At 53.7% G+C, this 24368-nt stretch carries 25 protein-coding genes; 7 read left to right on the top strand and 18 right to left on the bottom strand.

All coding sequences use genetic code 11. From position 1 onward, the window contains the following. The gene (locus AC6I8W_RS20330; protein WP_497836436.1) at window positions 1-936 is read right to left on the bottom strand and encodes a quinone oxidoreductase family protein; all 936 of its coding nucleotides are present in this window, start codon (window positions 934-936) and stop codon (window positions 1-3) included. Window positions 937-1006: 70 nt separating this feature from the next. On the opposite strand from AC6I8W_RS20330, the gene AC6I8W_RS20325 reads away from it, so the two are divergent. Beyond that, window positions 1007-1495: a MarR family winged helix-turn-helix transcriptional regulator gene (locus AC6I8W_RS20325; RefSeq protein ID WP_497836435.1), complete on the top strand. Its 489-nt coding sequence runs from the start codon at window positions 1007-1009 to the stop codon at window positions 1493-1495. 75 nt (window positions 1496-1570) lie between these two features. On the opposite strand, the gene recG is transcribed toward AC6I8W_RS20325, so the two are convergent. The 5 genes from recG to gmk are packed head-to-tail and all read right to left on the bottom strand — an operon-like array spanning window position 1571 to window position 7427. After that, window positions 1571-3649 carry an ATP-dependent DNA helicase RecG gene (gene recG, locus AC6I8W_RS20320; RefSeq protein WP_497838240.1) on the bottom strand — a complete coding sequence of 693 codons (2079 nt, stop codon included), beginning with the start codon at window positions 3647-3649 and terminating at the stop codon, window positions 1571-1573. Continuing rightward, window positions 3646-4341 (bottom strand): tRNA (guanosine(18)-2'-O)-methyltransferase TrmH, encoded by a 696-nt coding sequence (gene trmH, locus AC6I8W_RS20315; protein WP_497836434.1) that lies wholly within the window; start codon window positions 4339-4341, stop codon window positions 3646-3648. The genes recG and trmH overlap by 4 nt, the downstream gene beginning before the upstream one ends. Before the next feature lie 3 nt (window positions 4342-4344). After that, complete coding sequence (spoT, locus tag AC6I8W_RS20310) at window positions 4345-6453, bottom strand: bifunctional GTP diphosphokinase/guanosine-3',5'-bis pyrophosphate 3'-pyrophosphohydrolase (RefSeq protein ID WP_497836433.1); 2109 nt, start codon at window positions 6451-6453, stop codon at window positions 4345-4347. Between the two features lie 20 nt (window positions 6454-6473). Then, window positions 6474-6749 (bottom strand): DNA-directed RNA polymerase subunit omega, encoded by a 276-nt coding sequence (gene rpoZ / locus AC6I8W_RS20305; RefSeq protein ID WP_013511051.1) that lies wholly within the window; start codon window positions 6747-6749, stop codon window positions 6474-6476. A 54-nt stretch (window positions 6750-6803) separates the two neighbouring features. After that, on the bottom strand, window positions 6804-7427 hold the full coding sequence (gene gmk, locus AC6I8W_RS20300; RefSeq protein ID WP_480366763.1) for a guanylate kinase: 624 nt from the start codon (window positions 7425-7427) through the stop codon (window positions 6804-6806). A gap of 239 nt (window positions 7428-7666) precedes the next feature. Here gmk and ligB point away from each other — a divergent pair, with 239 nt between their 5' ends. Further along, window positions 7667-9436, top strand: a complete 1770-nt coding sequence (gene ligB / locus AC6I8W_RS20295) for an NAD-dependent DNA ligase LigB (protein WP_497836432.1) — start codon at window positions 7667-7669, stop codon at window positions 9434-9436. On the opposite strand, the gene AC6I8W_RS20290 is transcribed toward ligB, so the two are convergent. The 8 genes from AC6I8W_RS20290 to AC6I8W_RS20255 form a co-directional block, all read right to left on the bottom strand. Continuing rightward, entirely contained in the window at window positions 9350-9967 is a 618-nt protein-coding gene (locus tag AC6I8W_RS20290) for a trimeric intracellular cation channel family protein (protein ID WP_497836431.1), read from the bottom strand. The genes ligB and AC6I8W_RS20290 overlap by 87 nt on opposite strands. A 322-nt stretch (window positions 9968-10289) precedes the next feature. Continuing rightward, window positions 10290-10937, bottom strand: a complete 648-nt coding sequence (locus tag AC6I8W_RS20285) for an oligosaccharide flippase family protein (RefSeq protein ID WP_497836430.1) — start codon at window positions 10935-10937, stop codon at window positions 10290-10292. Between the two features lie 75 nt (window positions 10938-11012). Next, entirely contained in the window at window positions 11013-11279 is a 267-nt protein-coding gene (locus AC6I8W_RS20280) for a hypothetical protein (RefSeq protein WP_497836429.1), read from the bottom strand. 435 nt (window positions 11280-11714) lie between these two features. Further along, window positions 11715-12110, bottom strand: a complete 396-nt coding sequence (locus AC6I8W_RS20275) for a polyketide cyclase (RefSeq protein ID WP_480366757.1) — start codon at window positions 12108-12110, stop codon at window positions 11715-11717. 112 nt (window positions 12111-12222) lie between these two features. After that, a complete protein-coding gene (locus AC6I8W_RS20270; protein WP_497838239.1) occupies window positions 12223-13365 on the bottom strand; it encodes an alanine racemase in 1143 nt (380 codons plus the stop codon). A gap of 74 nt (window positions 13366-13439) precedes the next feature. Beyond that, complete coding sequence (locus tag AC6I8W_RS20265) at window positions 13440-14861, bottom strand: efflux transporter outer membrane subunit (RefSeq protein ID WP_497836428.1); 1422 nt, start codon at window positions 14859-14861, stop codon at window positions 13440-13442. Window positions 14862-15029: 168 nt separating this feature from the next. Then, on the bottom strand, window positions 15030-15953 hold the full coding sequence (gene lpxP / locus AC6I8W_RS20260; protein WP_497836427.1) for a kdo(2)-lipid IV(A) palmitoleoyltransferase: 924 nt from the start codon (window positions 15951-15953) through the stop codon (window positions 15030-15032). Between the two features lie 403 nt (window positions 15954-16356). After that, on the bottom strand, window positions 16357-17220 hold the full coding sequence (locus tag AC6I8W_RS20255) for a YicC/YloC family endoribonuclease (RefSeq protein WP_497836426.1): 864 nt from the start codon (window positions 17218-17220) through the stop codon (window positions 16357-16359). Window positions 17221-17371: 151 nt separating this feature from the next. Here AC6I8W_RS20255 and AC6I8W_RS20250 point away from each other — a divergent pair, with 151 nt between their 5' ends. Next, entirely contained in the window at window positions 17372-17815 is a 444-nt protein-coding gene (locus tag AC6I8W_RS20250) for a DUF3574 domain-containing protein (protein ID WP_497836425.1), read from the top strand. A gap of 32 nt (window positions 17816-17847) precedes the next feature. On the opposite strand, the gene AC6I8W_RS20245 is transcribed toward AC6I8W_RS20250, so the two are convergent. Beyond that, on the bottom strand, window positions 17848-19032 hold the full coding sequence (locus AC6I8W_RS20245; protein ID WP_497838238.1) for a NupC/NupG family nucleoside CNT transporter: 1185 nt from the start codon (window positions 19030-19032) through the stop codon (window positions 17848-17850). Between the two features lie 144 nt (window positions 19033-19176). Here AC6I8W_RS20245 and rph point away from each other — a divergent pair, with 144 nt between their 5' ends. Together rph and pyrE are read left to right on the top strand one after the other, a co-directional pair. Continuing rightward, a complete protein-coding gene (rph, locus tag AC6I8W_RS20240; protein WP_497836424.1) occupies window positions 19177-19893 on the top strand; it encodes a ribonuclease PH in 717 nt (238 codons plus the stop codon). 49 nt (window positions 19894-19942) lie between these two features. After that, window positions 19943-20584, top strand: a complete 642-nt coding sequence (pyrE, locus tag AC6I8W_RS20235; protein ID WP_021186098.1) for an orotate phosphoribosyltransferase — start codon at window positions 19943-19945, stop codon at window positions 20582-20584. Window positions 20585-20663: 79 nt separating this feature from the next. Here the strand turns inward: pyrE and slmA are convergent, their stop codons facing one another. The 3 genes from slmA to coaBC all read right to left on the bottom strand — a co-directional run bounded on the left by slmA (window position 20664) and on the right by coaBC (window position 23034). After that, complete coding sequence (slmA, locus tag AC6I8W_RS20230; protein ID WP_497836423.1) at window positions 20664-21260, bottom strand: nucleoid occlusion factor SlmA; 597 nt, start codon at window positions 21258-21260, stop codon at window positions 20664-20666. A 117-nt stretch (window positions 21261-21377) separates the two neighbouring features. Continuing rightward, complete coding sequence (gene dut / locus AC6I8W_RS20225; RefSeq protein WP_013511034.1) at window positions 21378-21836, bottom strand: dUTP diphosphatase; 459 nt, start codon at window positions 21834-21836, stop codon at window positions 21378-21380. Next, window positions 21814-23034: a bifunctional phosphopantothenoylcysteine decarboxylase/phosphopantothenate--cysteine ligase CoaBC gene (coaBC, locus tag AC6I8W_RS20220; RefSeq protein ID WP_497836422.1), complete on the bottom strand. Its 1221-nt coding sequence runs from the start codon at window positions 23032-23034 to the stop codon at window positions 21814-21816. Before coaBC ends, dut begins: the two co-directional genes overlap by 23 nt. Before the next feature lie 189 nt (window positions 23035-23223). On the opposite strand from coaBC, the gene radC reads away from it, so the two are divergent. Then, the gene (gene radC, locus AC6I8W_RS20215; RefSeq protein ID WP_497836421.1) at window positions 23224-23880 is read left to right on the top strand and encodes a RadC family protein; all 657 of its coding nucleotides are present in this window, start codon (window positions 23224-23226) and stop codon (window positions 23878-23880) included. Between the two features lie 243 nt (window positions 23881-24123). Next, a complete protein-coding gene (gene rpmB / locus AC6I8W_RS20210) occupies window positions 24124-24360 on the top strand; it encodes a 50S ribosomal protein L28 (RefSeq protein ID WP_013511031.1) in 237 nt (78 codons plus the stop codon). The last annotated feature ends 8 nt before the right edge of the window (window positions 24361-24368 follow it).

Here is a 24368-nt window from a genome sequence, read left to right as displayed (position 1 = left end):
TCAGAGGATAAATACCGTACGGCAGCGGCTGTCATCTTCACCCCAGGCGGTATGGACTTCACTCAATGGTCGCATCTGGAAGGGGATCGAAAAATCGCTTTGTGCTGCGGCTGTTAGCAATTCACCGATACAGGCCACCAACTCGGCATTTGATACGCTGCCGAGACCACTGCCCATCAGGGTCAGGCCAGAGGAGCGCAGCAATTTGCTATGCAACGTGATCTCCTGACCGCTCAGAGAACCTATTTGTACAAAGCGTACCACCTTCTCACCACCGGCAACCGCTGCTTGCATGATATTGAGCGCGCTCTGGCCCCACAGATAATCCAGCACCACATCAATCCCTTCAGCCATCAGTGCGGGCAATGCGGTTGGTAACGCATCGAGCGTCAACGTGATATCCGCACCTTGGGCGCGTAACTGTTCCAGCACTTCGCGGTTACGCCCGGTGGCGATGATTTTTCCGGCCCCGAGATGGCGCGCGATACGCACTGCCAGCCCGCCTGATGTCCCGGTTGCCCCGTTGATCAATACGGTCTCGCCTTGCAGCAAACGCGCCCGGCGCGTTAACGCTGCCCAGGAGGACATACCCGGATTGGCAAGTGCAGCAGCCAGCACCGGATCCAGTGTTCCTGGTAGTGGTACGATAGCTTTGGTCGGTACCTGAGTTCTTTCCGCCATACTGCCCCAGGGGGCGTTAAAAGCCAGGAAATACACCGGGTCGCCGTTGCTGAGATAACCGGTGCCATCGACCCCGGTAATAAACGGATATTGCATGGCCGAGCTGTAATGGGTGCCTGCCGCTCGTGCTTTCGCCAGTTGGCTAATGGCAGCGGCTTTGACCGTGACCACAACCTGGTGGTCATCGGTTTGAGGTTCAGGGAAATCGCCGTACACCGGCAGTTCACCTGCTGAGGAAACTATTGCTGCTTTCATTTTTTCACCTTCAGTAAATTGGAATATATGTGTATTATGCACACATTATTCCTGTCTCTGGATGCCGTCAATGAAAAGCGTGCAAAATACACATAATAGTTCAACCTTCGATGATCTGCACAATGCGTTGCTGACCATTGTTGGGACATTCAACCGCCCGCAACGTGATGAATTACTGATTAAAGAATCCAATATTCAGCTCGATCGCGCATTGTTTCCGCTGCTGGTGCAGATCAGCCGGTTCGGTCCGATTGGTGTGGTTGAACTGGCGGATCGGGTTGGCCGTGACTACACCACTGTCAGTCGACAGGTAGCGAAGCTGGAGGAAATCGGTCTGGCGCAGCGCCAGAAAAATGCAAAGGATAAGCGCGTCAATGAGGCGGTCATTACGGCAGCAGGCAAGATGATGACCGATAAAATCGATGCGGCACGGAGCAGGATTTACGGTGAGGTGTTTCAGGCGTGGCAGGAGAATGAGCGTGTTGAGCTGGCGCGGTTACTGCAAAAATTTGTCGGGGATTTTACCGCGCTGGACCGCGGTAAAAACACAGGGGCCTGACCCATTCGTAGCGGCGCGATTTATCGCGCGGGGTTTTCCTGCAACACGCACGAAATTGCGCGATAAATCGCGCCGCTACGCGTTACTGTAGCGTTCGGTTTCTGGTAACCAGCGCTCAATCAACGCCACCGCCTGTTCGGGATAATGCTGGTGGATATGGCGTGCCACGCGCTGAACTTCCGGGATCATGGCTTGATCTCGTAGCAAATCGGCGACTTTAAATTCTGCATTGCCAGTCTGGCGTGTGCCGAGCAATTCACCGGGACCACGAATTTCCAAATCGTGCTGGGCGATAACAAAACCATCGTTGCTGTCGCGCAGTACCTGCAAGCGCTTCTGCGCCGTTTTACTCAGTGGCGCTTTGTACAGCAACACACAATGCGAGGCGATCGCGCCGCGACCGACGCGTCCACGCAGCTGATGCAGCTGTGCCAGGCCAAGGCGTTCCGGGTTTTCGATAATCATCAGGCTGGCATTCGGCACATCCACCCCGACCTCGATTACCGTAGTGGCGATCAGTAGCTGGATTTCATTGGCTTTGAACGCCTGCATCACCGCCTGTTTTTCAGCCGGTTTCATGCGGCCATGCACCAGTCCAACCTGCAGATCCGGCAGCGCCACTTTTAGCTCCTGCCAGGTGGCCTCAGCCGCCTGTGCCTCCAGCAGTTCGGATTCTTCAATCAGTGTACACACCCAATACGCCTGACGACCTTCATGACAGGCGCTTTGTACGCGCGTGATGATATCGTTACGGCGGCTGTCGGGAATGGCGACAGTGGTGACCGGGGTACGCCCTGGCGGTAGTTCATCAATGGTTGAAGTATCAAGATCCGCGTAGGCGGTCATCGCCAGGGTGCGTGGAATCGGTGTGGCGGTCATGATCAACTGATGCGGATGAAAACCCTGCTCTTCGCCCTTTTCCCACAGCGCCAGTCGCTGATGGACGCCAAATCGGTGCTGTTCATCGATAATCACCAGCGCCATACCGCTAAATTGTACCTGTTCCTGGAACAGCGCATGGGTGCCGACCACCATTGCCACCTGACCGCTGGCAATGGCTTCCTGCTGCGCCTGACGTGCCTTGCCTTTCTGCTTGCCAGCCAGCCAGCCCACTTCAATGCCGAGTGGTGCAAACCACTGACGGAAGTTATTGGCGTGCTGTTCGGCAAGCAATTCGGTGGGAGCCATGAGCGCCACCTGCTTGCCATAGGCAATCACATTTAACGCCGCCATGGCCGCCACCAACGTTTTGCCCGATCCCACATCACCCTGCACCAGGCGCATCATTGGGAAGTCATGTGCCAGGTCGCGTTCGATTTCTGCTACCACGCGTTGCTGTGCTCCGGTGGGGGAAAACGGCAGGGCGGCCAGTAATTTATCGACCAACTGATGATTGGCAGGCATCGGCAACGCGTGATGGCGCTGCGCACCCGCGCGCACTGCCAGCATGCTGAGGTTATGTGCCAGCAGTTCTTCCATAATCAACCGGCGCTGTGCCGGATGGCGTCCGGTTTCCAGTTCACTCAGGCGTAAATCAGGTGGTGGACGGTGCAGGGTGCGCAAGGCATCCGGCAGGCTGATTAATCCGCCGCTCAGTTCCGGTGGCAACAGCTCGGCAATGGCGCAGGTTTCCAGCAACGTCAGCGCCTGATCGGTCAGGTTACGTAGCGTTGCCTGACGAATGCCTTCGGTGGTGGGATAAACCGGCGTCAGGGTTTCCTGCAGCTCAACGTTGCTGTGTTCACCCTGGATGCGATATTCGGGATGGATAATTTCCGCGCCGCGCTGACCACGTTTGATTTCACCGTAAGCGGTGACACGACGGCCTGTCGCCAGGCTGTTTTTCATCCCGGCGTTGAAGTTAAAAAAGCGCATGGTCAGCACGCCAGTACCATCGCTGATTTGGCACACCAACATACGGCGGCGGCCAAAGGTGATTTCACTGCTTAACACTTCACCTTCCACCGTGGCCCAGATGCCCGGTAGCAGGTCATTAATACGATAGAGTTGGGTGCGATCTTCGTAGCGTAACGGCAGGTGCAGCAGTAGATCCTGGATGGTGTACAGGCCAATTTTAGCCAGTTTCGCCGCCTGGCTGGCGCCGACGCCGGTCAGGGTACTGAGCGGAATGGCATCCAGCAGACGGCCTTTCATTTTTTGCCCGTCGCTTGCATGGTAGACCACCATCCGGCATCGGCTTCCACTTCACCGAGGTCGTTGATGTGCGGATAGGGCAGTCCTTTTTGCTTCGCCACGCGAGCCAGCACTGGGTAGCCCCCTTCGAACAGCAGACGCTGCTGTTCCTCTTCATCCAGCAAGCTGTAGGTACGCTGGTACATACCGGCATTTTGTCGCTGGCGTTGTGCTTCATACAGGATCAGCGCCGAAGCGACTGAGACATTGAGTGACTGCACCATACCGACCATCGGGATAATGATGTCCTGATCCGCCAGCGCTAACGCTTCTGCGGTGATACCGGTTTTTTCCTGCCCCATCAGAATACAGGTTGGGCGCGTGTAATCGATCTCGCGAAAATCCACCGCTTTGGCAGACAGGTTAGTCGCCAGCACCTGCATACCCTGAGTTTTCAGATGGGATACCGCTTCAGCTATATTGCGGTGAGTTTTTACCTTCACCCAACTATTGCTGCCTGCGGAGGCCGACACCATGGTGCGCATACGTACGCTGGGCCAGACCGCATGGACTTCATGAATACCCACAGCATCAGCCGTGCGGATGACCGCCGAGACATTGTGCGGCTTATGCACCTGTTCCATACAGACGGTGAGATCGTGCTGGCGCAGGGCCAGCATCTCGCGGATACGAGCAAAACGTTGATCGTTCATGCACTAATTACGATTTCGGTGAACTTTAATCACATCCGGCATTACGCGAATTTTACGCATAATGTTAGCCAGATGGACGCGATCGTGCGCGGTCAGGCGGATAAAGGCGCTATAAACGCGGCCGTCTCGTTCTTCGGTATTGAGGCTTTGGATGTTTGAACCAGCGGTGTTGATTGCCGCCGTCAGGTTAGCCAGCGCCCCCTGATGGTTAAACATGTCGACTTTAATTTCGGCAACAAATTCCTGATCGGTCACTTTATCCCATTCTACCGGCATGAACTTTTCAGGTTCTTTCTGGTAGCCGCGAATATTGCGGCAGGACTCGTGGTGCACCACCAGGCCTTTACCCGGGCTGACGTGTGCGACGATCGGATCGCCTGGAATCGGACGGCAGCATTTGGCAAAGGTAATCAGGACGCCGTCAGCACCTTTAATCGGCAGCTTATTACGTTTGTTGCTGGTGAGCGGTGCTGAGTTGTCTGATTGCAGCAGATTTTTCGCCACCACCACGCTCATGGCGTTACCGAGACCAATCTCTGCCAGCAGATCGTCCAGGCTGGTCAGCTTCATGCGTTCCAGTTCGCGCTGGACGCTTTCCGTCGGGATCTCGGCCAATTTGCGGCTACCACCCAGCGCATGGCTGAGCAGGCGACGGCCAAGGTTAACTGAATCCTCGCGTTTGAGGTTTTTCAGCAACTGGCGAATTTTAGCGCGCGCTTTGGAGCTCACGACAAAGTTGAGCCAGGCGGCGTTAGGTCGTGCGCCTGGCGCGGTAATGATTTCTATGGTTTGACCGCTGGTGAGCGACTGCGACAATGGATAAGGCTGACGGTCAACACGCGCACCGACACAGGCATGGCCGATATCGGTATGGACCGCGTAGGCAAAGTCGACAGGGGTCGCGCCAGCGGGAAGTTCGACAATGCGGCCTTCTGGCGTGAACACATAAATCTCGTCGGGAAAGAGATCCGATTTCACGCTTTCGATAAATTCAAAGGAGCTTCCCGCGCTCTGTTGCAGCTCAAGCAGGCTTTGCAGCCAGCGTTGCGCGCGCACTTGCGCGGTGGTGCCGCTTTCACCGGCCTGTTTATAGGCCCAGTGTGCCGCCACCCCCATTTCCGCCATCTGATCCATATCTTCAGTACGGATTTGCACCTCTACCGGCACGCCGTGCGGGCCAATCATTGAGGTATGCAGAGATTGATAGCCGTTGGCCTTGGGGATAGCGATGTAATCTTTTACGCGTCCGGGGCGCGGTTTGTACAGACTGTGCATCTGTCCGAGCACGCGATAGCAGGTATCTAAATCTTTCACGATGACGCGAAAGGCGTAAATATCCATTATCGAGTGAAATCGCTGCTCTTTCAGATGCATTTTGCGGTAGATCGAGTAGAGATGCTTCTCACGGCCACTGACGCGACAGGGAATACCGGCTTCCTGTAGTCGGCCATCAATCTCAGAAAGAATCTTCTGGATCATCTCTTTACGATTACCGCGCGCTGCTTTGACCACCTCTTTGATGACCCGATAACGGTTCGGGTACAACGCTTCAAAGCCCAGCTCCTCCAGCTCGGTTTTCAGGTGATGAATACCGAGACGGTGGGCCAGCGGGCTATAAATTTCGAGGGTTTCTCGTGCGATACGACGGCGTTTGTCCGGTCGCAGCGAGCCAAGCGTGCGCATGTTGTGGGTGCGGTCAGCCAGTTTGATCAGAATGACACGGATGTCCTGCACCATTGCCATGATCATTTTGCGGAAGTTTTCAGCCTGAGCTTCTTTCTTATCACGGAACTTCAGCTTATCGAGTTTCGACACCCCTTCCACCAGTTCGGCAACACTTTTGCCAAACAGTTGTTCCATATCCTGGTATGTGGCGGGGGTATCTTCGATAACATCGTGCAGCAGCGCTGCCATTAGCGTTTCGTGGTCGAGTTTCATCTCGGCCAGAATGCAGGCAACAGCAACAGGATGGGTGATGTAAGGCTCACCGCTGGAGCGTGTTTGTCCCTCGTGGGCATCACGCGCAACAAGATAAGCTTGCTTGAGGCGCTTGATTTGCTCCTCAGGCAAGTATTTTTCAATCAGTTGATTGAGGCTTTCAAACAGATACAAGGTTGACCTGCAGGGTGCTGTTAACGACGACCTTCAGCGATAGCGGTAACGGCTTGTAATTCAGCGGCTTCCTGCTCTTGCTGTTCCTGACGATCACGCACATCCAGAATCTGGTTAGTGATCAGACCTTCTTCGATTTCGCGCAGCGCAATAACGGTGGCTTTATCGTTTTCTTCCGGAACCAGCGGATCTTTACCGCCTACCTGCATCTGACGTGCACGACGTGCAGCGACCAACACCAGGTCAAAACGGTTACCAATTTTTTCTACTGCGTCCTGAACGGTTACGCGTGCCATAGGTGTGCTACTCCACAGATGAAGAAATGACTGGGCATAATACTGAAAGTGAATTCAGACTGCCAATAGTTTGCTGATTAAAGCATCATGTCGCGATTTCTGGCGACTCATGCGCAGACGTTCTGCGCGAATAATGGTTTTCAGATCGGACAACGCCAGATCAAAATCATCATTCACAATTAAATAATCGTATTCGGCATAATGACTCATCTCCGCCACGGCCTGAGCCATACGGCGGGCAATGACCTCTTCGCTATCCTGTCCACGGCCTCGCAGACGGCGATCCAGCTCTTCCGTTGAAGGTGGCAAGACAAAAATGCTGCGTGCGGCAGGCATTTTCTTGCGAATTTGCTGCGCACCTTGCCAGTCGATATCAAGAAAAACATCAACGCCGGTTGCCAGTACCCGTTCAATGGCCGCACGGGAGGTACCGTAATAGTTGCCAAATACTTCCGCATGCTCAAGGAAGGCATCCTCGGCAATCATGGCTTCAAATTCTGGTTTCGATACAAAAAAGTAGTGTTCACCATGACTCTCGCCGGGACGTACGCCACGGGTGGTATGGGAAACAGACACTTGCGTATCGTACAACGGTTGTGTCTTTAACAGCGCCTGAATCAGGCTGGATTTACCTGCGCCGCTGGGGGCAGAAACAATATAAAGCGTGCCTTGAGCCATGATTTTCTTGAATTGAGTAAAGAGCGGAGTCGATTTCCTGCACAGTATACACGGCTTACGCACGCCACGCAGCGTTTGCCGCCGCGTCAGGCATATTTCTTTTTTTGTGAGGCAGCACCAGTCGTATTGTTCAGCGCTGTAAGCGGTGAAAAAACGCTGGAACATAGCATCCAGAATCCTTTTCCGCTGCTGGTAGCAAGTTGCAGGGTGTTCTCCAATAGACAAAAAGGAGAGCGAAGATGAAAGGATACATGGTCTTGATGTTGTGGCTATTCAGTGCGGGTGTATTAGCCGAGACGCTCTGTCCGAACTGGTCTCCGATCCGCGCAGGGCAGGAGATCACCCAGTTACAAACTCAGCTGCGTCACTGGGATGACGCCTATTACCGACAGGGACAGAATCTGGTGAGTGATGCCGATTACGACAGCTTGCACCAACGCCTGCAACAGTGGCAGCGCTGTTTCACACCCGATCAGACAGCTTACTCGGCACAACCGACAACCGACGGCTCTTCGCACCATCCGGTAGCGCATACCGGTGTACGCAAATTGCGCGACAAGCGGGCAGTTATGGAGTGGATGCAGGGAAAGTCGGATTTGTGGGTGCAACCGAAGGTTGACGGTGTGGCTATTACGCTGGTGTATCGTCAGGGGCATCTGGCTTCCATTCTCAGTCGTGGCGATGGTTGGCGTGGTGAGGAGTGGCGGGCGAAGGCAGTCCAGATCCCCGCCATTCCACAGCAAATTGCAACAACACGCGATGAGGTGGTACTCCAGGGGGAATTGTTTTTGCAGATGACCGATCACCAGCAGGAGCAGGACGGAGGCAAGAATGCACGAGCACAGGTGGCGGGAGCGATGATGCGCCGTGATGCCACTCCACTGCTGGAACAACTGGGGGTGTTTATCTGGGCGTGGCCGGATGGTCCGGCATCCATGTCAGAGCGTCTGGCGCAGTTGTCGCACTGGGGATTTAACCTCACGGAACGCTGGAGTAAACGGGTCAATGATGAGGACGAGGTAGCAAGCTGGCGCGATAGCTGGTTCCAGGGGCGATTACCCTTTGTCACTGACGGCATTGTTATCCACCAGTCACCAGGCCGCAGGGGGCGCGACTGGCAACCAGGGCAGGGCGACTGGTCAGCCGCGTGGAAATATCAGCCTACAGAAGTCAGCAGTGAAGTTCGTTCGGTAGCGTTCAATATCGGGCGTACCGGGAAAATCGCTGTGGTGCTGAATCTGAACCCGGTGCAGTTAGATGATAAAACTGTGCGCCGGGTAAATATTGGTTCGCTACGACGTTGGCGTGAGCTGGATGTGATCGCGGGCGATCAGGTGACGTTGGCTCTCGCCGGGCTGGGCATTCCACGTGTTGAACGGGTCATCTGGCGCGTTGCACAGCGTGAATATCCTGATGCGCCAGAAAGCGATGATTTCAACGAGCTCAGTTGTCTGACATTCAGTCCACCCTGCCGGGCACAATTCTTATCACGCCTGAGCTGGCTCAGCGAGAAATCAGTGCTGGATATGAGTGGCATACAACGCAGTACCTGGCAACGTCTGCTGGACAGCGGAACCATCACCCATCTGTTTTCCTGGATGGAACTCACACCAGAACAAATCGCTCAGGTGGCAGGGATATCTCCGTCACGCGCGCAGCAGATCTGGCATCGATTTAATCAGACGCGTCAACAACCGCTGCGCCGCTGGGTGATGGCGTTGGGCCTGCCGATACCGCGAGCGGCGTTGCAAGCCATGCCTGACAGCCAGTGGCAGGACTTGCAGACGCGCAGTGTGGAGAACTGGCAGCAGCTACCAGGTATTGGCGGCACTCTGGCGCAGCGGATTGTGGCAATGCTGCATGATCATCAGGTGCAGCAACTCATCACTTTTTTACAGCAACAAACTTTCCCCGACGGTGCGTCAGTGATCGGGATGGGGGTAGTTGAAAATCGGCAAGCCGAGGCGAAAACGCAGCGCCAACAGGCGGGCAAAAAAGCCGAACAATAGCGTGGCGATCACCACCACTTCATTCGCCAGGGATGTTTTCAACAGCAGTATATAGAGCCAGCCTGAGGCGAATGCGACAGCAGCATACAGCTCTTTCTGAAAAACCAGCGGAATTCGGTTGCAGAACATATCGCGCAGTACGCCGCCAAACACGCCGGTGATTACCGCGCTAATGGCGGCAATCACCGCCGTATGGCCGCCATCCAATGCCACCTGGGCACCAATAATGGAGAAAACCACCAGGCCCAGCGCATCCAGCACCAGGAAGACTTTGCGCAGATGATTCATCAATGGTGCCACTACCGTGGTTATCACCGCCGCCGCAGCGACAATCATGATGTATTCGGGGTGTTTTACCCAACCCAGAGGATAGTGACCGAGCAGAATGTCGCGCACTGATCCGCCGCCAATAGCGGTAACTGAAGCGATAATAATGACGCCAAACAGATCCATTTTGCGCCTGCCCGCCGCGAGCGCACCGGTCATGGCTTCGGCGGTGATACCAATGATGTAGAGAACGGTTAACAGCATAGAGCACTCCAGATGATTGGCGGCAAGGCTAAAGATTTCTCAGAACCCAGACCACTGAGATTTTCTAAAATAACACCATCGGATTAGCTGTTTTGATAATAATAGCGTGAACAGGCCTGTTTTACGGGGAAGTAAGAAGAGATATTTCTTGTTCGCATTATAAAAAATGATGCGAATGCTGTGTTCATCACGCGTTAATCTGCCGGAGCCTGTGGCCCTGGCAGCAAAGGTTGCAGGGTTAAAAAGAAAAAAGCGTGCTGACTAGCAGCACGCGAACGCATCCTCTCAGATGCCCAGAGCCCACCATACAGACTTGTTTTTATTATCCGTTTCTTGCTCGCACTCCGGCAAAGCTTTTCAGGCTAAAACGGTATTCAGGCTGAAACCATGAACGACCGTAGTAGCAGTAGACCAGCATGCGGATTGAGACCATTGCCAGGTATCCCCAGAGAGCACAGAGTACTGAGGGGGTTAGCCAAACAATGAACAGAGTCACGCTCAGCCCCACCAGCACTGACAAGATTTCTGTAAACGCAATTCGTGTAAATTGTTTTTCCCGCTGTAAGATAGCGCGATAATGTTGCCCTTGTGGAATAATAATGAAAATCACCGATATCATTTCCAGCATAATTGCCAGTTCGGGTTGATTCATTATGCGGCTAAAAAGATCGCTACCAATAAACATGACGGCGAATATTAATAGTCCAAGCAACATGTTCCCCCAATAGAGCACGGAGAGATCACTTATGCTTAAGTTCTGGTTGCGGATGGCTGAATTACCAAACCCGCGATCAGATAATGTGTCTATAACTAATAAGCATACAATGGCAACAGCAAGCAAGTTCAACTCATTTGCTTGTAATATTTGCGCCAGAAGTGAAAGCTGCAACACACCGATGCCAATGATTTTAATTGATGACAATATTGACCACTTGGTGGCGCCGGTCAGGTTTCTTACACGTATCGTCATACTCTGCTCGTTATGGTACATGTACCAGTGCAAATTAAGGGTCGCCCGGGCGAAAAGACCAGAGCACAGATTTCATCAGTGCAGCCAATCCTGGCGCAACCCTGAAATACCTTTCAGTGATTGCCATGTAATGATGCATTCAATTAAATGATGTTCGGAATTTAAAAAGACGCCCCTGGTGTGCAATTGTTTTTGTGTCATGGCGGCATCTCCTCCGGTCAGAAGGAAATCCGCCAGATCACGATAAAATCCATTTTGATAATTATATTCTCCGGCCATAATCCGTCTGGCAATCTCAACGAATTCTTTTTCTGATAATAAAGGATAAGTTGAGCGTTCCATATTATTACCTTGCGGTTGTTATTATTAAGTGCTGCTGTGTGTAAGGGAGTTATACCGTGTTTTATTTGAATAAACACCATAAGAAAACTCCTATAAATGCCACTCAATAATAAATGGTTTCAGACTGTGCAACTGAATATTTAATGAAAAGGGTAATTAATTTATTAGTCTTTTTCGTTATTGCAGAAGAAGGAGGATTTACGTTTCTCAGAATAGATAAAAAAACATCAGAAAATCAGGGAACCTGAAGAAAGAGGTGACTTCCTCACCAGGAATTTTCCTGGTGAGGAAGCGTTAGCCAAACTGGTGATTAAGATGAAAAACAACCATAAAAAGTGCAAAACAGTTAAAGGCTTTGGTGAAGAAAAATTGTTTGCCAGTACCGATTACACCCAGAGAATGTCAGAGTAAGGTTTTTTGTATAATTCATTGATTCTAATGAGTTAAAAGGTGAAGGAGGTTATCCAGATCACGTTTTACCCATGCAACATCCTCGGCAAATTTCTCATCAGACATCAGCGGCTGACGGTAAACGACCATCACTACCTCGGCACCTTGTTCATTCGCAATCACCCGCATCGGCATATAGATCTCCTTACCGATGCCGGTATCGATCCAGTGATCCATGACGCCAAATGGATTATGCGGCGTGAAACGAATCTTTACCGTGCCTTCAGCTCCTTTGGCTTTCCAGATGTTCCCTTCCTGCGTTAACGTGCTGCTACTCAGCCCGCTCGCCCATTTTGCGAAACACTCGGGTTTCCAGATGGTTTCATATAAATCTAACCAGTTACGTGGAATGGTCAGAGTCACTGTCTGAGATGGCAGCATGGGACCTCCTGTTGGGCGGATAAAGAGGCATTAAAGCACGCGGCTACCGGGCTGGAAACGACCCGGTGCCGGAAGTGTGGTGCAGATGAGGTTTCCAAAAAAAGCCTCGCGGTCAGATGAACTTACCGCGTCCTTCGATATTAAGCACTTCAGCTGTACCGTCGGTATGGCGCAACACAAAGCAGTCGGATTGCGCGACTACTGCACAACTGTGGTTAGGGAAGATGCGCAGTAGCGCCCCCACGGCGGGAGCCTGATGGCTGAATTGCAGAAAGCCGTGTTCCTCTGACAATTTCACCACCTCAAACTGATTGCCTTGCTCATCCACCGCAATGCCAAAGCCACTGGCGTTGGTACCATGAGGACCTTTATCGGAGCTGAGCATCTTGGAGCCAGCATCGATAATGGCGTAATGCGGGTTTACCGCCACCACGCGTGTGACCACGCTTAAAGCCAACGCGTCTGGTGTGCATAAACCTAAGCGCCAGGCAGTCAGATCAACCAGCGCATAATTGCCGGGCCGGATTTCATCGCTACCCGCTGCAATCGGTGCCGCCAATGCCGTAGGGGTTGAGCCAACCGAGATTGGGCAGGGGGCAAATCCCGCCGTTATCAGGCGCTGCTGCACACCACGCATTAGCGCGATTTCCTGACGGGCAACCTCGCAGATGGCGGCGGCATGACCGGCAGCGTAAGCATGGCCGGCATGCGAAACCAATCCGGCAAAAGGCAGTCCGGCGGCGTTGATGGCCTCAGCCACTTCCAGTGCCGCATTGCTGTCAGGATTTACCCCTACACGATGCAGACCAACATCCACCTTGATGGCCACAGCCAGCTCAGCGGTGGGCTGCTTCTGCTGGGCAGCAGCTATTGCCGTCACACCGCTCAGGGAGTCTGCAATGCAGGTAATACGGGCATGGTTTTCTGCCGCGACCTGGAGTAATTCGGCTAGCGTGTCGGCCAGCACCACCGGATAGGCCAGTAACAGGTCACGTTCGCCACCCAAAATAAAAGCCACACCTTCACTCGGCTTTGACACCGTAACACCGCGTGCGCCGAGCGCACGTTGTTGCCGGGCAATCCAGACGCTTTTATGGGTTTTGATATGAGGACGCAGGGTAACGCCAGCTTCATCCGCCTTCTGTTGCATCTGTTGGAGATTGCGTTGCAGACGCGCTGCATCAATTTCCAGAAAGGGGGTAAGTCGGTCAGCAATAAGAGGCCGCAACCAGCCAGCCTCAGCATCGTGTTCCATCATGATTGTCCGCAGGTTGATTCAATGAGCACACCATCATTCACCAACGCGCGGCAGAATACCAGCCGCTCCGCTTAACTGTGAGGTGCCGCGCCGCTGTTCTGGAATCCACCACCTAAATCCTCAATCAACACCACCGCCAGATTGATTTGCTGGGCTTTAAGTGCCACCAGTTTCTGGTCGGATTCGATTAACTGATTCTGAATGGTCAGTACGTCCAGATAAGGACGCAGGCCCGCCGCATATTCGCGGTTCAGGTCATTCCAGGCGCTATGAATCAGCTGGTTGGCGCTCTCCTGCTGTGCCAGTTGGTCCTGGATGGATTGCAACTGGGTGATGGTATCGCTGACATTGCCCAGCGAGCTAATCAGTAGTTTGTTGTATTGCGCCACTGCCAGATCCCAGTTCGCATCGCTTTCTGCTAAATCGGCACGGCGTTTACCGGCATCGAAAATCGGCAGCGACAAGCTTGGCCCTACATTGAAGAAACGGCTCGGCGCGCCAAACAAGGCGTCGCCCAGTAGTGACCGTGTACCCGCTTCAGCGACCAGGTTGATATTGGGATAGAACTCGGTTTTGGTCGCAGCGATGTCTTTTGCTGCCGCTTCAACCCGCCAACGGGCGGCCACCAAATCCGGGCGGCGTCCCAGCAGATCGGCGGGAATATTACCCGGTAGCAGTGCCGCGGTTGGCACGTTCAGTTTCGCTGGCTTCAGGTTATGCCAGTAATCCGGGCCTTTGCCGACCAGCGTTGACAGCTGAATTCCGGCGTCAGTGACGTCCTGTTTGGCTTCCGTGAGCGTGGCCTCGGCAGTTTTTTGCTCCGACAACGCCTGTTTATATTGATAGTCAGACGTTAGCCCGGCGGAAACGTATTGCTGCTGAATTTTGGCGATGCCATTGGCACGATCCGCCGCCTGCTTCGCCAGATCGGCATTAGTCCACGCCAGATTTAGATTGTTCCATGCACGCGTCACGTTAGCAGCCAGGGTTAACTGACTGGCCTGGCGATCCAGTTCACTGGCGCGTGCCTGGCCGAGTGCCGCTTCGGCTGCATCTTTCTTACCACCCCATAAATCAAAGGTGTAACTCAGACCAACATTGGCGGTACGCAACGTACTGTAGGTTTTGCCCTGTAACAGGGGATCATCCACTTTCGCTACGCGCGAACGGGTAATACCGGCGTTGAGGTCAACATCCGGGTAGCGCTCGGCATTGGCAGCAATCACCTGTGCATTGGCTTTGTCGGCCTGGGCGTTAACCACTTGCAGGTCCGGGTTGGATGCCATGGCATCGTTAATCAGGTGATTGAGCTGGGCGTCATCAAAGCTTTGCCACCATTGCGTTTTAGGCCAATTGGCCGCGCTGAGATGTGCATTTTTCAGCGTGTCATGTGCCTGTAACGTATTGGCATCAAGCATGTGGTTACTGGTATGTAAGCCGTGAGGATTGGCACAACCGGCCAGCAGCACGCTGGCAACAGCAACCGCGAGCATCGCTCGCCGGGGTGAAGTCAAAAGCAGAGTCATAAGTTTGGTCAGGAAAAGGAAATGGCGACCATTACAAAAGGCTGTGCAAATTTTGACAAACCTGTTTTTCGTTAAGAATGGTTGTGAAATGTTTTTTGGCGGGTCAGGCAGCAGGCCGTAGCCTGCTGCATCAGGTCAGACGTAGAGCGAGGCTTCCCCTGGCGGACGGGTTTTAAAACGGCGATGCAGCCAGAGATATTGCTCCGGTGCACGCAGGATTTCACGCTCAATCACTTTATTCATGTAAGCGGCTGCGGCGGATTCATCATCATGCGGATAGTTTTCCAGCTCTGGCTGGATGATCAGCTGGTAGCCATTTTTCTGCGGATTACGAATCAGCACGATAGTCAGCATCGCCGGGCGAGCCAGACGCGATAACACAAAAGTCCCGTTAGTCGTGGCCGCTTTCTCAACGGCAAACAGCGGCGCAAAGACGCTGCCTTTCGGGCCGTAGTCCTGATCCGGCGCGAACCAAACGGCTTCGCCTTGCTTCAGTGCCTGCACCATGCCGCGCAGATCGCGGCGATCAATCATTGCTTTGTTGGAGCGCATACGACCTTTGGTCTGCGCCCACTCCATCGCCTGATTGTTATGCTTGCGATACATCGCCATCATGGGCTGGCACAAACCGGTGATACGTCCTCCCAGCTCCAGCGACATAAAATGCACGCCAATCACCATCACGCCGCGCTTGTGGTCCTGGGCGGTTTTAAGATTGGCCATACCACTCACCTGAAACAACTGGCGTACCCGACGATCCGACCAGAACCAGGCAATACCGGTTTCAGCCAGTGCCATGCCGAGCGAGGCGAAGTTGCCAGCGATCATCAGTTCTTTCTCTTCATCACTGATGTGGGGAAAGCAGAGTTCAATATTACGACGCGTAATGCGCTCGCGGCGTTTCAGGAAGCGGCGCGACAATTTGCCCGCAGCGGCACCGAGACGGATGAGTATGGGGTAAGGAAGTTGTACCAGAAGCCATAACACGCCCAACCCAAACCAGGTAAACCAGTAGCGTGGGTGGAGGAGTTGAGAGCAGAACTGCCCGGTTTTTTTCATAAGGCCTTCGTGTGATCAGTGAATGTATCGCACAAAGAAGCAGATCCATGTGTTCCAGGGCGCGGTACAGCAGTCTTAATTTCGACCGGCAGATTAGCAAATAGTGCCGTTAAAGAAACCTAATCTCTGCAATCTTTATGATTGAACGGATTTATCGACCAGGAAATTATCAAGAAGGATTATCTTGATGGCGTACAGAGATATCTTAATTTACAGGTGATTATAAACGAATCAGCTGATTCCTGACACCGGAGAAGCGGTAATTGCCGGTTCCCGGGAGACATGGCTGGGTACGTATCTTTACGCATTATTTACGTTGTGCGTTGAAAAAAATCGACGAGTGGGCAGGAACTATGCTGGTTTGTTGCACGGCCCTCCGGCGGAACAGGGGGCCGTGATGGTACTACTCAATATTCTGAATCTGCTCGCGCATCTGCTCAATCAATACTTTAAGTTCAATGGCAGAAGCGGTGATGTTGGCGTTAATGGATTTCGATGCCAGAGTGTTCGACTCGCGGTTGAACTCTTGCATCATAAAATCGAGACGACGGCCAACGGCTTCTTTTTTCTTCAAAATATTGAAGGTCTCTTTGACGTGCGCGTCAAGACGGTCCAGTTCTTCGGCGACATCAATGCGCTGCGCCATCATCACCAGCTCCTGCTCCAGACGATTGTTTTCCAACTGGACTTCGGCCTCTTCCAGTTTGGTCACCAGACGTTCGCGCTGCCACTTCAATACTTCAGGCATCTGCGCACGCACGTTGCTGACTTCATGGCTTACTCCATCCAGGCGCTGTTCGATAAGGGTTTTCAGCGCGGCACCTTCAGTTTCGCGTGCCGTGATAAAGTCATCCAGCGCGCCATCCAGTGCCGCCAGCAGTTCGGCATTAATGGCGTCGAGATCCTGCTCTTGGGCCGACATCACGCCCGGCCAGCGCAGAATATCCAGTGGGTCGATCGCGCCTTCATCGCTCTGCATTTTTACCCAGTTGGCCGCCTGGACCAGCTGTTTTGCCAGAGATTCATTCAGAATCAGTTCACCCTGCGCCCCCGGATCGGCATCAAAACGCAGGTTGCACTCAATTTTGCCACGCGTCAGTCGGGTGCGAATACGCTCGCGAATGACAGGTTCCAGGCTGCGAAACTGCTCGGGCAGGCGGATGTAGGTTTCCAGGTAGCGCTGGTTAACGGAGCGAAGTTCCCAGGCAGCGCTGCCCCAGTGGCCTTTGGCTTCGCGACGTGCGTAAGCGGTCATACTGCGGATCATAAGCGATACTCGTGTGATGAAAATTTAGTGAATTATAGCGAGCTACGCTATGGCATGACAGGTAAAAGCCTGAAATACGGGCAGCTAATCACTGGCCTTTTCAAACCAGACACCTATGATAGCGACGGGCATTCAGTTCAGGGAAATCTGTATGGCAACAAAATTTATCGCATCTTTCGCATTGGCATTGCTGCTGGCTGGTTGCCAGACGCATCCCACCACCATCACCCAATCTGCGCCGACCAGCACGCCGACGCCGGTGTGTGCCGGGGGGGACATGATGATGCAAACCACGTTGTGGTTTGGCATGAGTAAACCGCAAGGCGGCACGGTAAGCGAGCAAGAGTGGCAGCACTTTGTCGATAGCGATGTAACGCCGCGTTTCAAAGACGGGTTATCGGTCTACAACGCCAAAGGGCAGTGGCTGGGCGAGAATGGCAAACTGGCGCGTGAAAATAGCAAAGCGCTGATGCTGATTCATTCGCCAGATCGTGCCAACTCAGACAACATCAACGCGTTGCGTGATATCTACAAAAAACGCTTCAGCCAGGAGTCGGTGATGCGGATCGATGGCTTGGTGTGCGTGGGTTTCTGAAAACAGGGCGGCTGTCAGGCCGCCCTGTTTCCTCAGATAAACAATCCGGCGAACGCCGCAGACAGTAAGCTGACCAATGTCGATCCGTATACCAGTTTCCAGCCGAAACGCGAAACCACGTTCCCCTGTGCCTCGTTCAGCCCTTTAATCGCACCGGCAACGATGCCGATCGAGGCGAAATTGGCGAACGACACCAGGAATACCGACAAAATCCCCAGGCCGCGTGGCGTCATTTCTGCTGCCACTTTTTTCAGCTCGATCATCGCCACGAACTCATTGGCTACCAGTTTAGTCGCCATGATGCTGGCCGCCTGTAACGCATCCGCAGAGGGAATGCCGACCAACCAGGCGAACGGATAAAATACGTAGCCGAGTAATTGCTGGAAGCTGTAACCAAACACGGCGGCGAACAGCGCGTTAACAGCAGCAATCAGTGCGATAAAACCAATCAGCATTGCCAAAATAATCATCGCCACTTTGAAACCGGCGAGAATGTATTCCCCCAACATTTCAAAAAAGCTCTGATCTTCATGCAGCTTATCCAGCGCGATATGCTCTTCGTCCTGTGTACGCATCGGATTGATGATCGACAGGATGATAAAAGTGCTGAACATATTCAGCAGCAGCGCGGCAACCACATATTTCGCTTCAATCATCGTCATATACGCGCCAACGATGGAGAGTGATACTGTGGACATCGCTGTTGCCGCCATGGTGTAGAGGCGTGGCGCGGAGATATCACCCAAAATGCCTTTATAAGCGATGAAGTTTTCCGACTGACCAAGAATCAGGGTGCTGACTGCGTTAAACGACTCCAGTTTGCCCATGCCGTTAACTTTCGACAGCAGCGTGCCGACCAGACGAATCAGCAGCGGCAGAATGCGCCAGTGCTGCAAAATACCGATCAGCGCGGAGATAAAGACAATCGGGCAGAGCACGCCGAGGAAAATAAAGGCGAGGCCCTGTTTACTCATCCCGCCGAAGACAAAATCACTGCCCTGAGCAGCGAAGGTCAGCAGCGTTTCAAAGAAACCACCAACGGAACTCACCACCGCCAGACCACTGGCGGAGTGCAGGAAAAACCAGCCCAGTGCGGCTTCCACCAGCAGCAATTGAATAATAAAACGCGGACGAATCTGTTTGCGGTCATGGCTGACCAATAGCGCAAGGGCAAAGATCACCACCAGCGCCAGCAGGAAATGGAGTATCGCTGTCATCATTTATCTTTTTAAGTAGGAAAACGCGCATTTAGCCACAGTGCGGACGGAATTTCATCTGCGATTGTTCAGCCTCAGGGCAGGACAGGCGCGGAGGAAGTCCGTATAATGCGCAGCCAAACCTAAGCAAGCCGGAGAGAAACCATGCGTCCAGCAGGCCGACACGCCAACCAGGTGCGTCCCGTCACCCTCACTCGTCACTACACTAAACATGCCGAAGGCTCGGTCCTTGTTGAGTTCGGTGAAACCAAAGTGCTATGCACTGCCACTGTTGACGAAGGCGTACCGCGTTTCCTCAAAGGTCAGGGGCAGGGCTGGGTCACCGCAGAATACGGTATGTTACCGCGTTCTACTCACAGCCGTATGGCGCGTGAAGCCGCCAAAGGTAAACAGGGTGGTCGTACGCTGGAGATTCAGCGCCTGATCGCCCGCTCCCTGCGCGCCGCTGTCGATTTGCAGGCGCTGGGTGAGTACACCATCACGCTGGATTGCGACGTGATTCAGGCTGACGGTGGCACGCGTACCGCATCAATCACGGGTGCCTGCGTAGCATTGGCCGATGCCCTGAACAAACTGGTGGCCGATGGCAAACTGAAAACCAACCCGTTAAAAGGGATGGTTGCCGCCATTTCTGTTGGCATCGTTGCAGGCGAAGCGCGTTGCGATCTGGAATATGTGGAAGATTCTGCCGCCGAAACCGATATGAACGTGGTGATGCTGGAAGATGGCCGCATGATTGAAGTGCAAGGTACGGCAGAAGGTGAACCGTTCAGCCACGAAGAATTGCTGGAATTGTTGGCGCTGGCGCGCGGCGGGATTGAGCAATTGATTGTGGCGCAGAAAGCGGCGTTAGCAGATTGATGTAACAGGCGACCAGAGAGTCGCCTTTTCTTTATTTGAGGAGTGAGAAATGAAAGCCTGGCAGCGTCAGTTTATTGAGTTCGCCCTGAACAAAGGGGTATTGAAGTTTGGTGAGTTCACCCTGAAATCCGGGCGCAAAAGCCCTTATTTCTTCAATGCCGGTCTGTTTAACACCGGGCGTGATCTGGCGTTGTTAGGTCGTTTTTACGCGCAGGCCTTGGTCGATGGCGGCGTTGATTTCGACCTGTTGTTTGGTCCGGCTTACAAAGGCATTCCGATTGCCACCACCACCGCAGTGGCGCTGGCCGATCATCATGACCGTGATGTGCCTTACTGCTTCAACCGTAAAGAAGCTAAAGATCACGGCGAAGGTGGTCTGCTGGTGGGTAGCCCGCTGCAGGGGAAAGTGATGCTGGTGGATGATGTGATCACCGCAGGTACGGCGATTCGCGAATCAATGGACATCATCAACGCTCATAATGCCACCCTGGCGGGTGTGCTGATTTCCCTTGACCGCCAGGAGCGTGGTCGCAGCGATATCTCGGCGATTCAGGAAGTGGAACGCGATTACCGCTGCAAAGTCACGGCAATCATTACCCTGGCTGAGTTGATTGATTACCTGGAAGAGAAGCCGGAGATGGCTGACCATCTGGCGAAAGTGCGCGCGTATCGTAAAGAGTACGGGATTTAATCATCCGTAGCGGCGCGATTTATCGCGCGGTTTTTGCAAGGGTGCGCAATAAATAGCGCCGCTACGGAATGAGCCAGGTTTAGACCAGTTGTGCCGCCAGCAGCGGCCAGCGGGTATCGAAATCCGCAGTGGGACGATAGCGGAACTCGGAACGCACATAGCGCGACAGCAACCCTTCGCAGAATGCCAGCAGCTGGCTGGCGAGCAGGGTTTCATCGGTCAGGAAGCCTTCGCCATCACGCATCTTCTTCTCTTTCATCACCTGGCGTAGCTGCACTTCAATGCGCTCAAACAGCTGATTAATGCGCCCTTGCAGGCGATCCTGTTCAAACATCAGCGCGTGGCCGGTCAGAATACGCGTCAGTCCCGGATTACGCTCACCAAATCCCAGAAGCAACTGCACGATAAGACGCAGGCGCGCCACCGTCTCTTTTTCATCTTTCAGGATCAGATTGATGCGCGTAATCAGGCTGTCTTCAATAAACTCAATCAGGCTGTCAAACATGCGTGTTTTGCTGGGAAAGTGGCGATAGAGTGCCGCTTCAGAAACACCCACACTGGCCGCCAGTTTCGCGGTGGTGATACGCTGGCTGCCATCGCTCGACTCCAGCATCTGCGCCAGTGCCTGCAAAATTTCTTCGCGACGGTTGCGCTTCGCGACCTTTTTTTCTGCCATGACCTTCAAGACCCCTGAAATTCACCATAAACAGGCAACACTCACGCGTCTGCCCTGTGTTCAATGTGCACAGAGCAGAAAAGAAGCAAGGGCAGAGGCGTAAGCGAAAAGCGCGTGTTACTGACGGCCAGAGTGACCGAAGCCGCCCGCGCCGCGCACGCTGGCGTCAAAATCTTCCACCAGATTAAACTCGGCTTGCACCACGGGTACAAAGACCAGCTGTGCCAGACGGTCGCCTGGGTTCAGCGTGAAGCTATCCTGCCCGCGATTCCATACCGAAACCATCAGCTGACCCTGATAATCTGAGTCGATAAGACCGACCAGGTTGCCCAACACGATGCCGTGCTTATGGCCGAGACCGGAGCGCGGCAGAATCACCGCCGCGAGGCTGGGATCGCCAATATGAATCGCCAGGCCAGTGGGCACCAACACGGTGCTGCCTGGGGTGATTTCCAGTGCTTCATCCAGACAGGCGCGTAAATCCAGCCCGGCTGAACCCGAGGTTGCATAAGTTGGCAGCGGGAACTCGGTTCCCACACGCGCATCAAGAATCTTAACGTCGATTTTTTTCATCATAACGGCTGACAATCTCGTCTAATAATTGTTGGCCAAGGAGCGTCTTATCACTGAGCGGTAAGACTTTTTCTCCTTCCTGCCAAAAAAGGTGAAGAGCATTGGTGTCGCTATTGAACCCCTGGCCCGCTTTCGCCACATCATTGGCACAAATCAGGTCGAGATTTTTACGGACCCGTTTTTGCCGCGCGTATTCTTCCACATTCCGGGTTTCGGCGGCAAACCCGACGACATAGGGTCGACCCTCTTTGAGTGCCGCCACCCCTGCCACGATGTCAGGATTCTTCACCAGTTGCAGTGTGACATTATCATCGCCACCCTGTTTTTTGATTTTCTCTGCGGCAATATTTGCCGCCCGGTAGTCTGCCACGGCTGCGCTGGCAATGAAAATATGTTGTTGGCTGATTTGCGCCATCACCGCTGCTTCCATCTCCTGGGCGGTCATGACATCCACGCGCTGCACCCATGCCGGTGTTGGCAACGTGACCGGACCGGCGACCAGCGTCACTTTTGCACCCCGTTTCGCTGCGGCAGCAGCAATCGCAAACCCCATTTTGCCCGAGCTGTGATTAGTGATGTAACGTACCGGGTCGAGAGCCTCACGGGTCGGACCGGCGGTGATCATAATGTTGAGATGTTGCAGATCGTTGACGGGCGAGGCCCATTCCAGCGCACAAGCCACAATCGCCAGCGGGTCGAGCATCCGGCCAGGTCCGATATCGCCACAGGCCTGGCTGCCGCTGTCTGGCCCCCAAATCAATACACCGCGTGCATGCAGGCGTTGCAGGTTCTCCTGCGTAATGGCCGCACGGTACATTTGCTGGTTCATGGCAGGTACGATGGCAATGGATGCGGCGGTCGCCAGGCAGGTGGTGGTCACCAGATCGTTCGCCATCCCGGCGGTGACGCGGGCAATCAGGTCGGCCGTAGCCGGTGCCAGCAAAATCAGATCAGCCCATTTCGCCAGCTCGATATGACCCATCGCGGCTTCCGCGGCCGGGTCGAGCAGATCATTAAATACCGGATAACCTGATACGGCTTGCAGGCTGAGAGGCGTAATAAACGCTTTGGCCGCTTCGGTCATCATCACACGCACATCAGCACCACGATCGCGCAAACGCCGTACCAGTTCCGGTGTTTTATAGGCTGCAATGCCGCCACTTACGCCCAGCAGAATTTTTTTTCCGGCTAATCCCGTCATTTTCATCGCCTCGGTTCAATGCAGTTTGCCGCGCCAGGCACGGCAGATACGGCAACTTTACCACAAAATCCACCCGTGCCCTTTTCACTGGCTGCGGCCTTTGCGAGGCGGCTCTGAAAACCCCAACAACTGGCTGGATTTCATCATCTCGGTCGCTCAGGATAGCCGCAACGCAGGGAAGAGGACGCAATGATGGAACTGGCACCACGCGAGAAACTGGCGTTGAAGGGCGCTGATGCGCTAAATGATGAGGAACTCCTGGCGATTTTTTTGCGTACCGGTTCCCGTGGTATCGGCGTAATGATGCTGGCGCGGCAGATGCTAGATGAATTTGGCTCGCTGTATCGCATTATGAGCGCCAGCAAAGAGGAGCTGGGAAGCATCAAAGGGGTTGGAATGGCGAAAATGACGCAAATTCAGGCGGTGGCTGAGCTTGGACGACGCTTTTTTGCCAGCCAGCTGGCGCGTGAAAACGTGATGGAGAATCCACAGGTGACACGCCACTATCTGCAAAGCGTACTGGCACATCAGGAGCGGGAAATCTTTATGGCGCTGTTTCTGGACAATCAGCACCGTGTGTTACAGGCGCAGACAATGTTTGCCGGCTCGATAAACTGTGTGGAAGTGCATCCACGCGAAATTGTGCGCGAAGCGCTGAAACTCAATGCAGCGGCGGTGATTCTGGCGCACAATCACCCTTCCGGTGTCGCCGAACCCAGCCGCGCAGACCGCGAAATTACGGAAAGAATCAGCAAGGCGTGTACGCTGCTAAATATTCGCTTGCTCGATCATCTGGTGATCGGTCATGGCGAGTTCACCTCCTTTGCCGAGCGGGGATGGCTGTAATTCTGGGGGCTAAACCGACGGAAATGGTGTGTTTTTGCGCGATCCATAGGGATCTTTATTTGTTCGGGACTTGAGCACCAGCGCTGACCGGCGTATACTACGCCACCTTTGAGAATCTCGGGTTTGGCGTTTGGGCCAGCTTAGCGGGTTCACATGGAACTCGCCTGGGCGGGCTAAGGCCTGACGAGGCGGCCAAAACCTAGTTTTTAAAGCTCGAGCTGATTTGATTTTTGGAGAATAGACATGTCACGAGTCTGCCAGGTAACTGGAAAGCGTCCGGTGACCGGTAACAACCGTTCCCACGCATTGAACGCGACGAAACGCCGTTTCCTGCCGAACCTGCACTCACACCGTTTCTGGGTTGAGAGCGAGAAGCGCTTCGTTACTCTGCGTGTATCTGCTAAAGGTATGCGTGTTATTGATAAGAAGGGCATCGATACGGTTCTGGCCGAAATCCGCGCCCGTGGTGAGAAGTACTAAGGAACTGA

The sequence above is a fragment of the Pantoea sp. X-Soil-TKNS-1211 genome (genome assembly GCF_059730495.1).
Note: the sequence above shows the minus strand (reverse complement) of the source record. Positions and strands in the feature narration are given on the sequence as shown.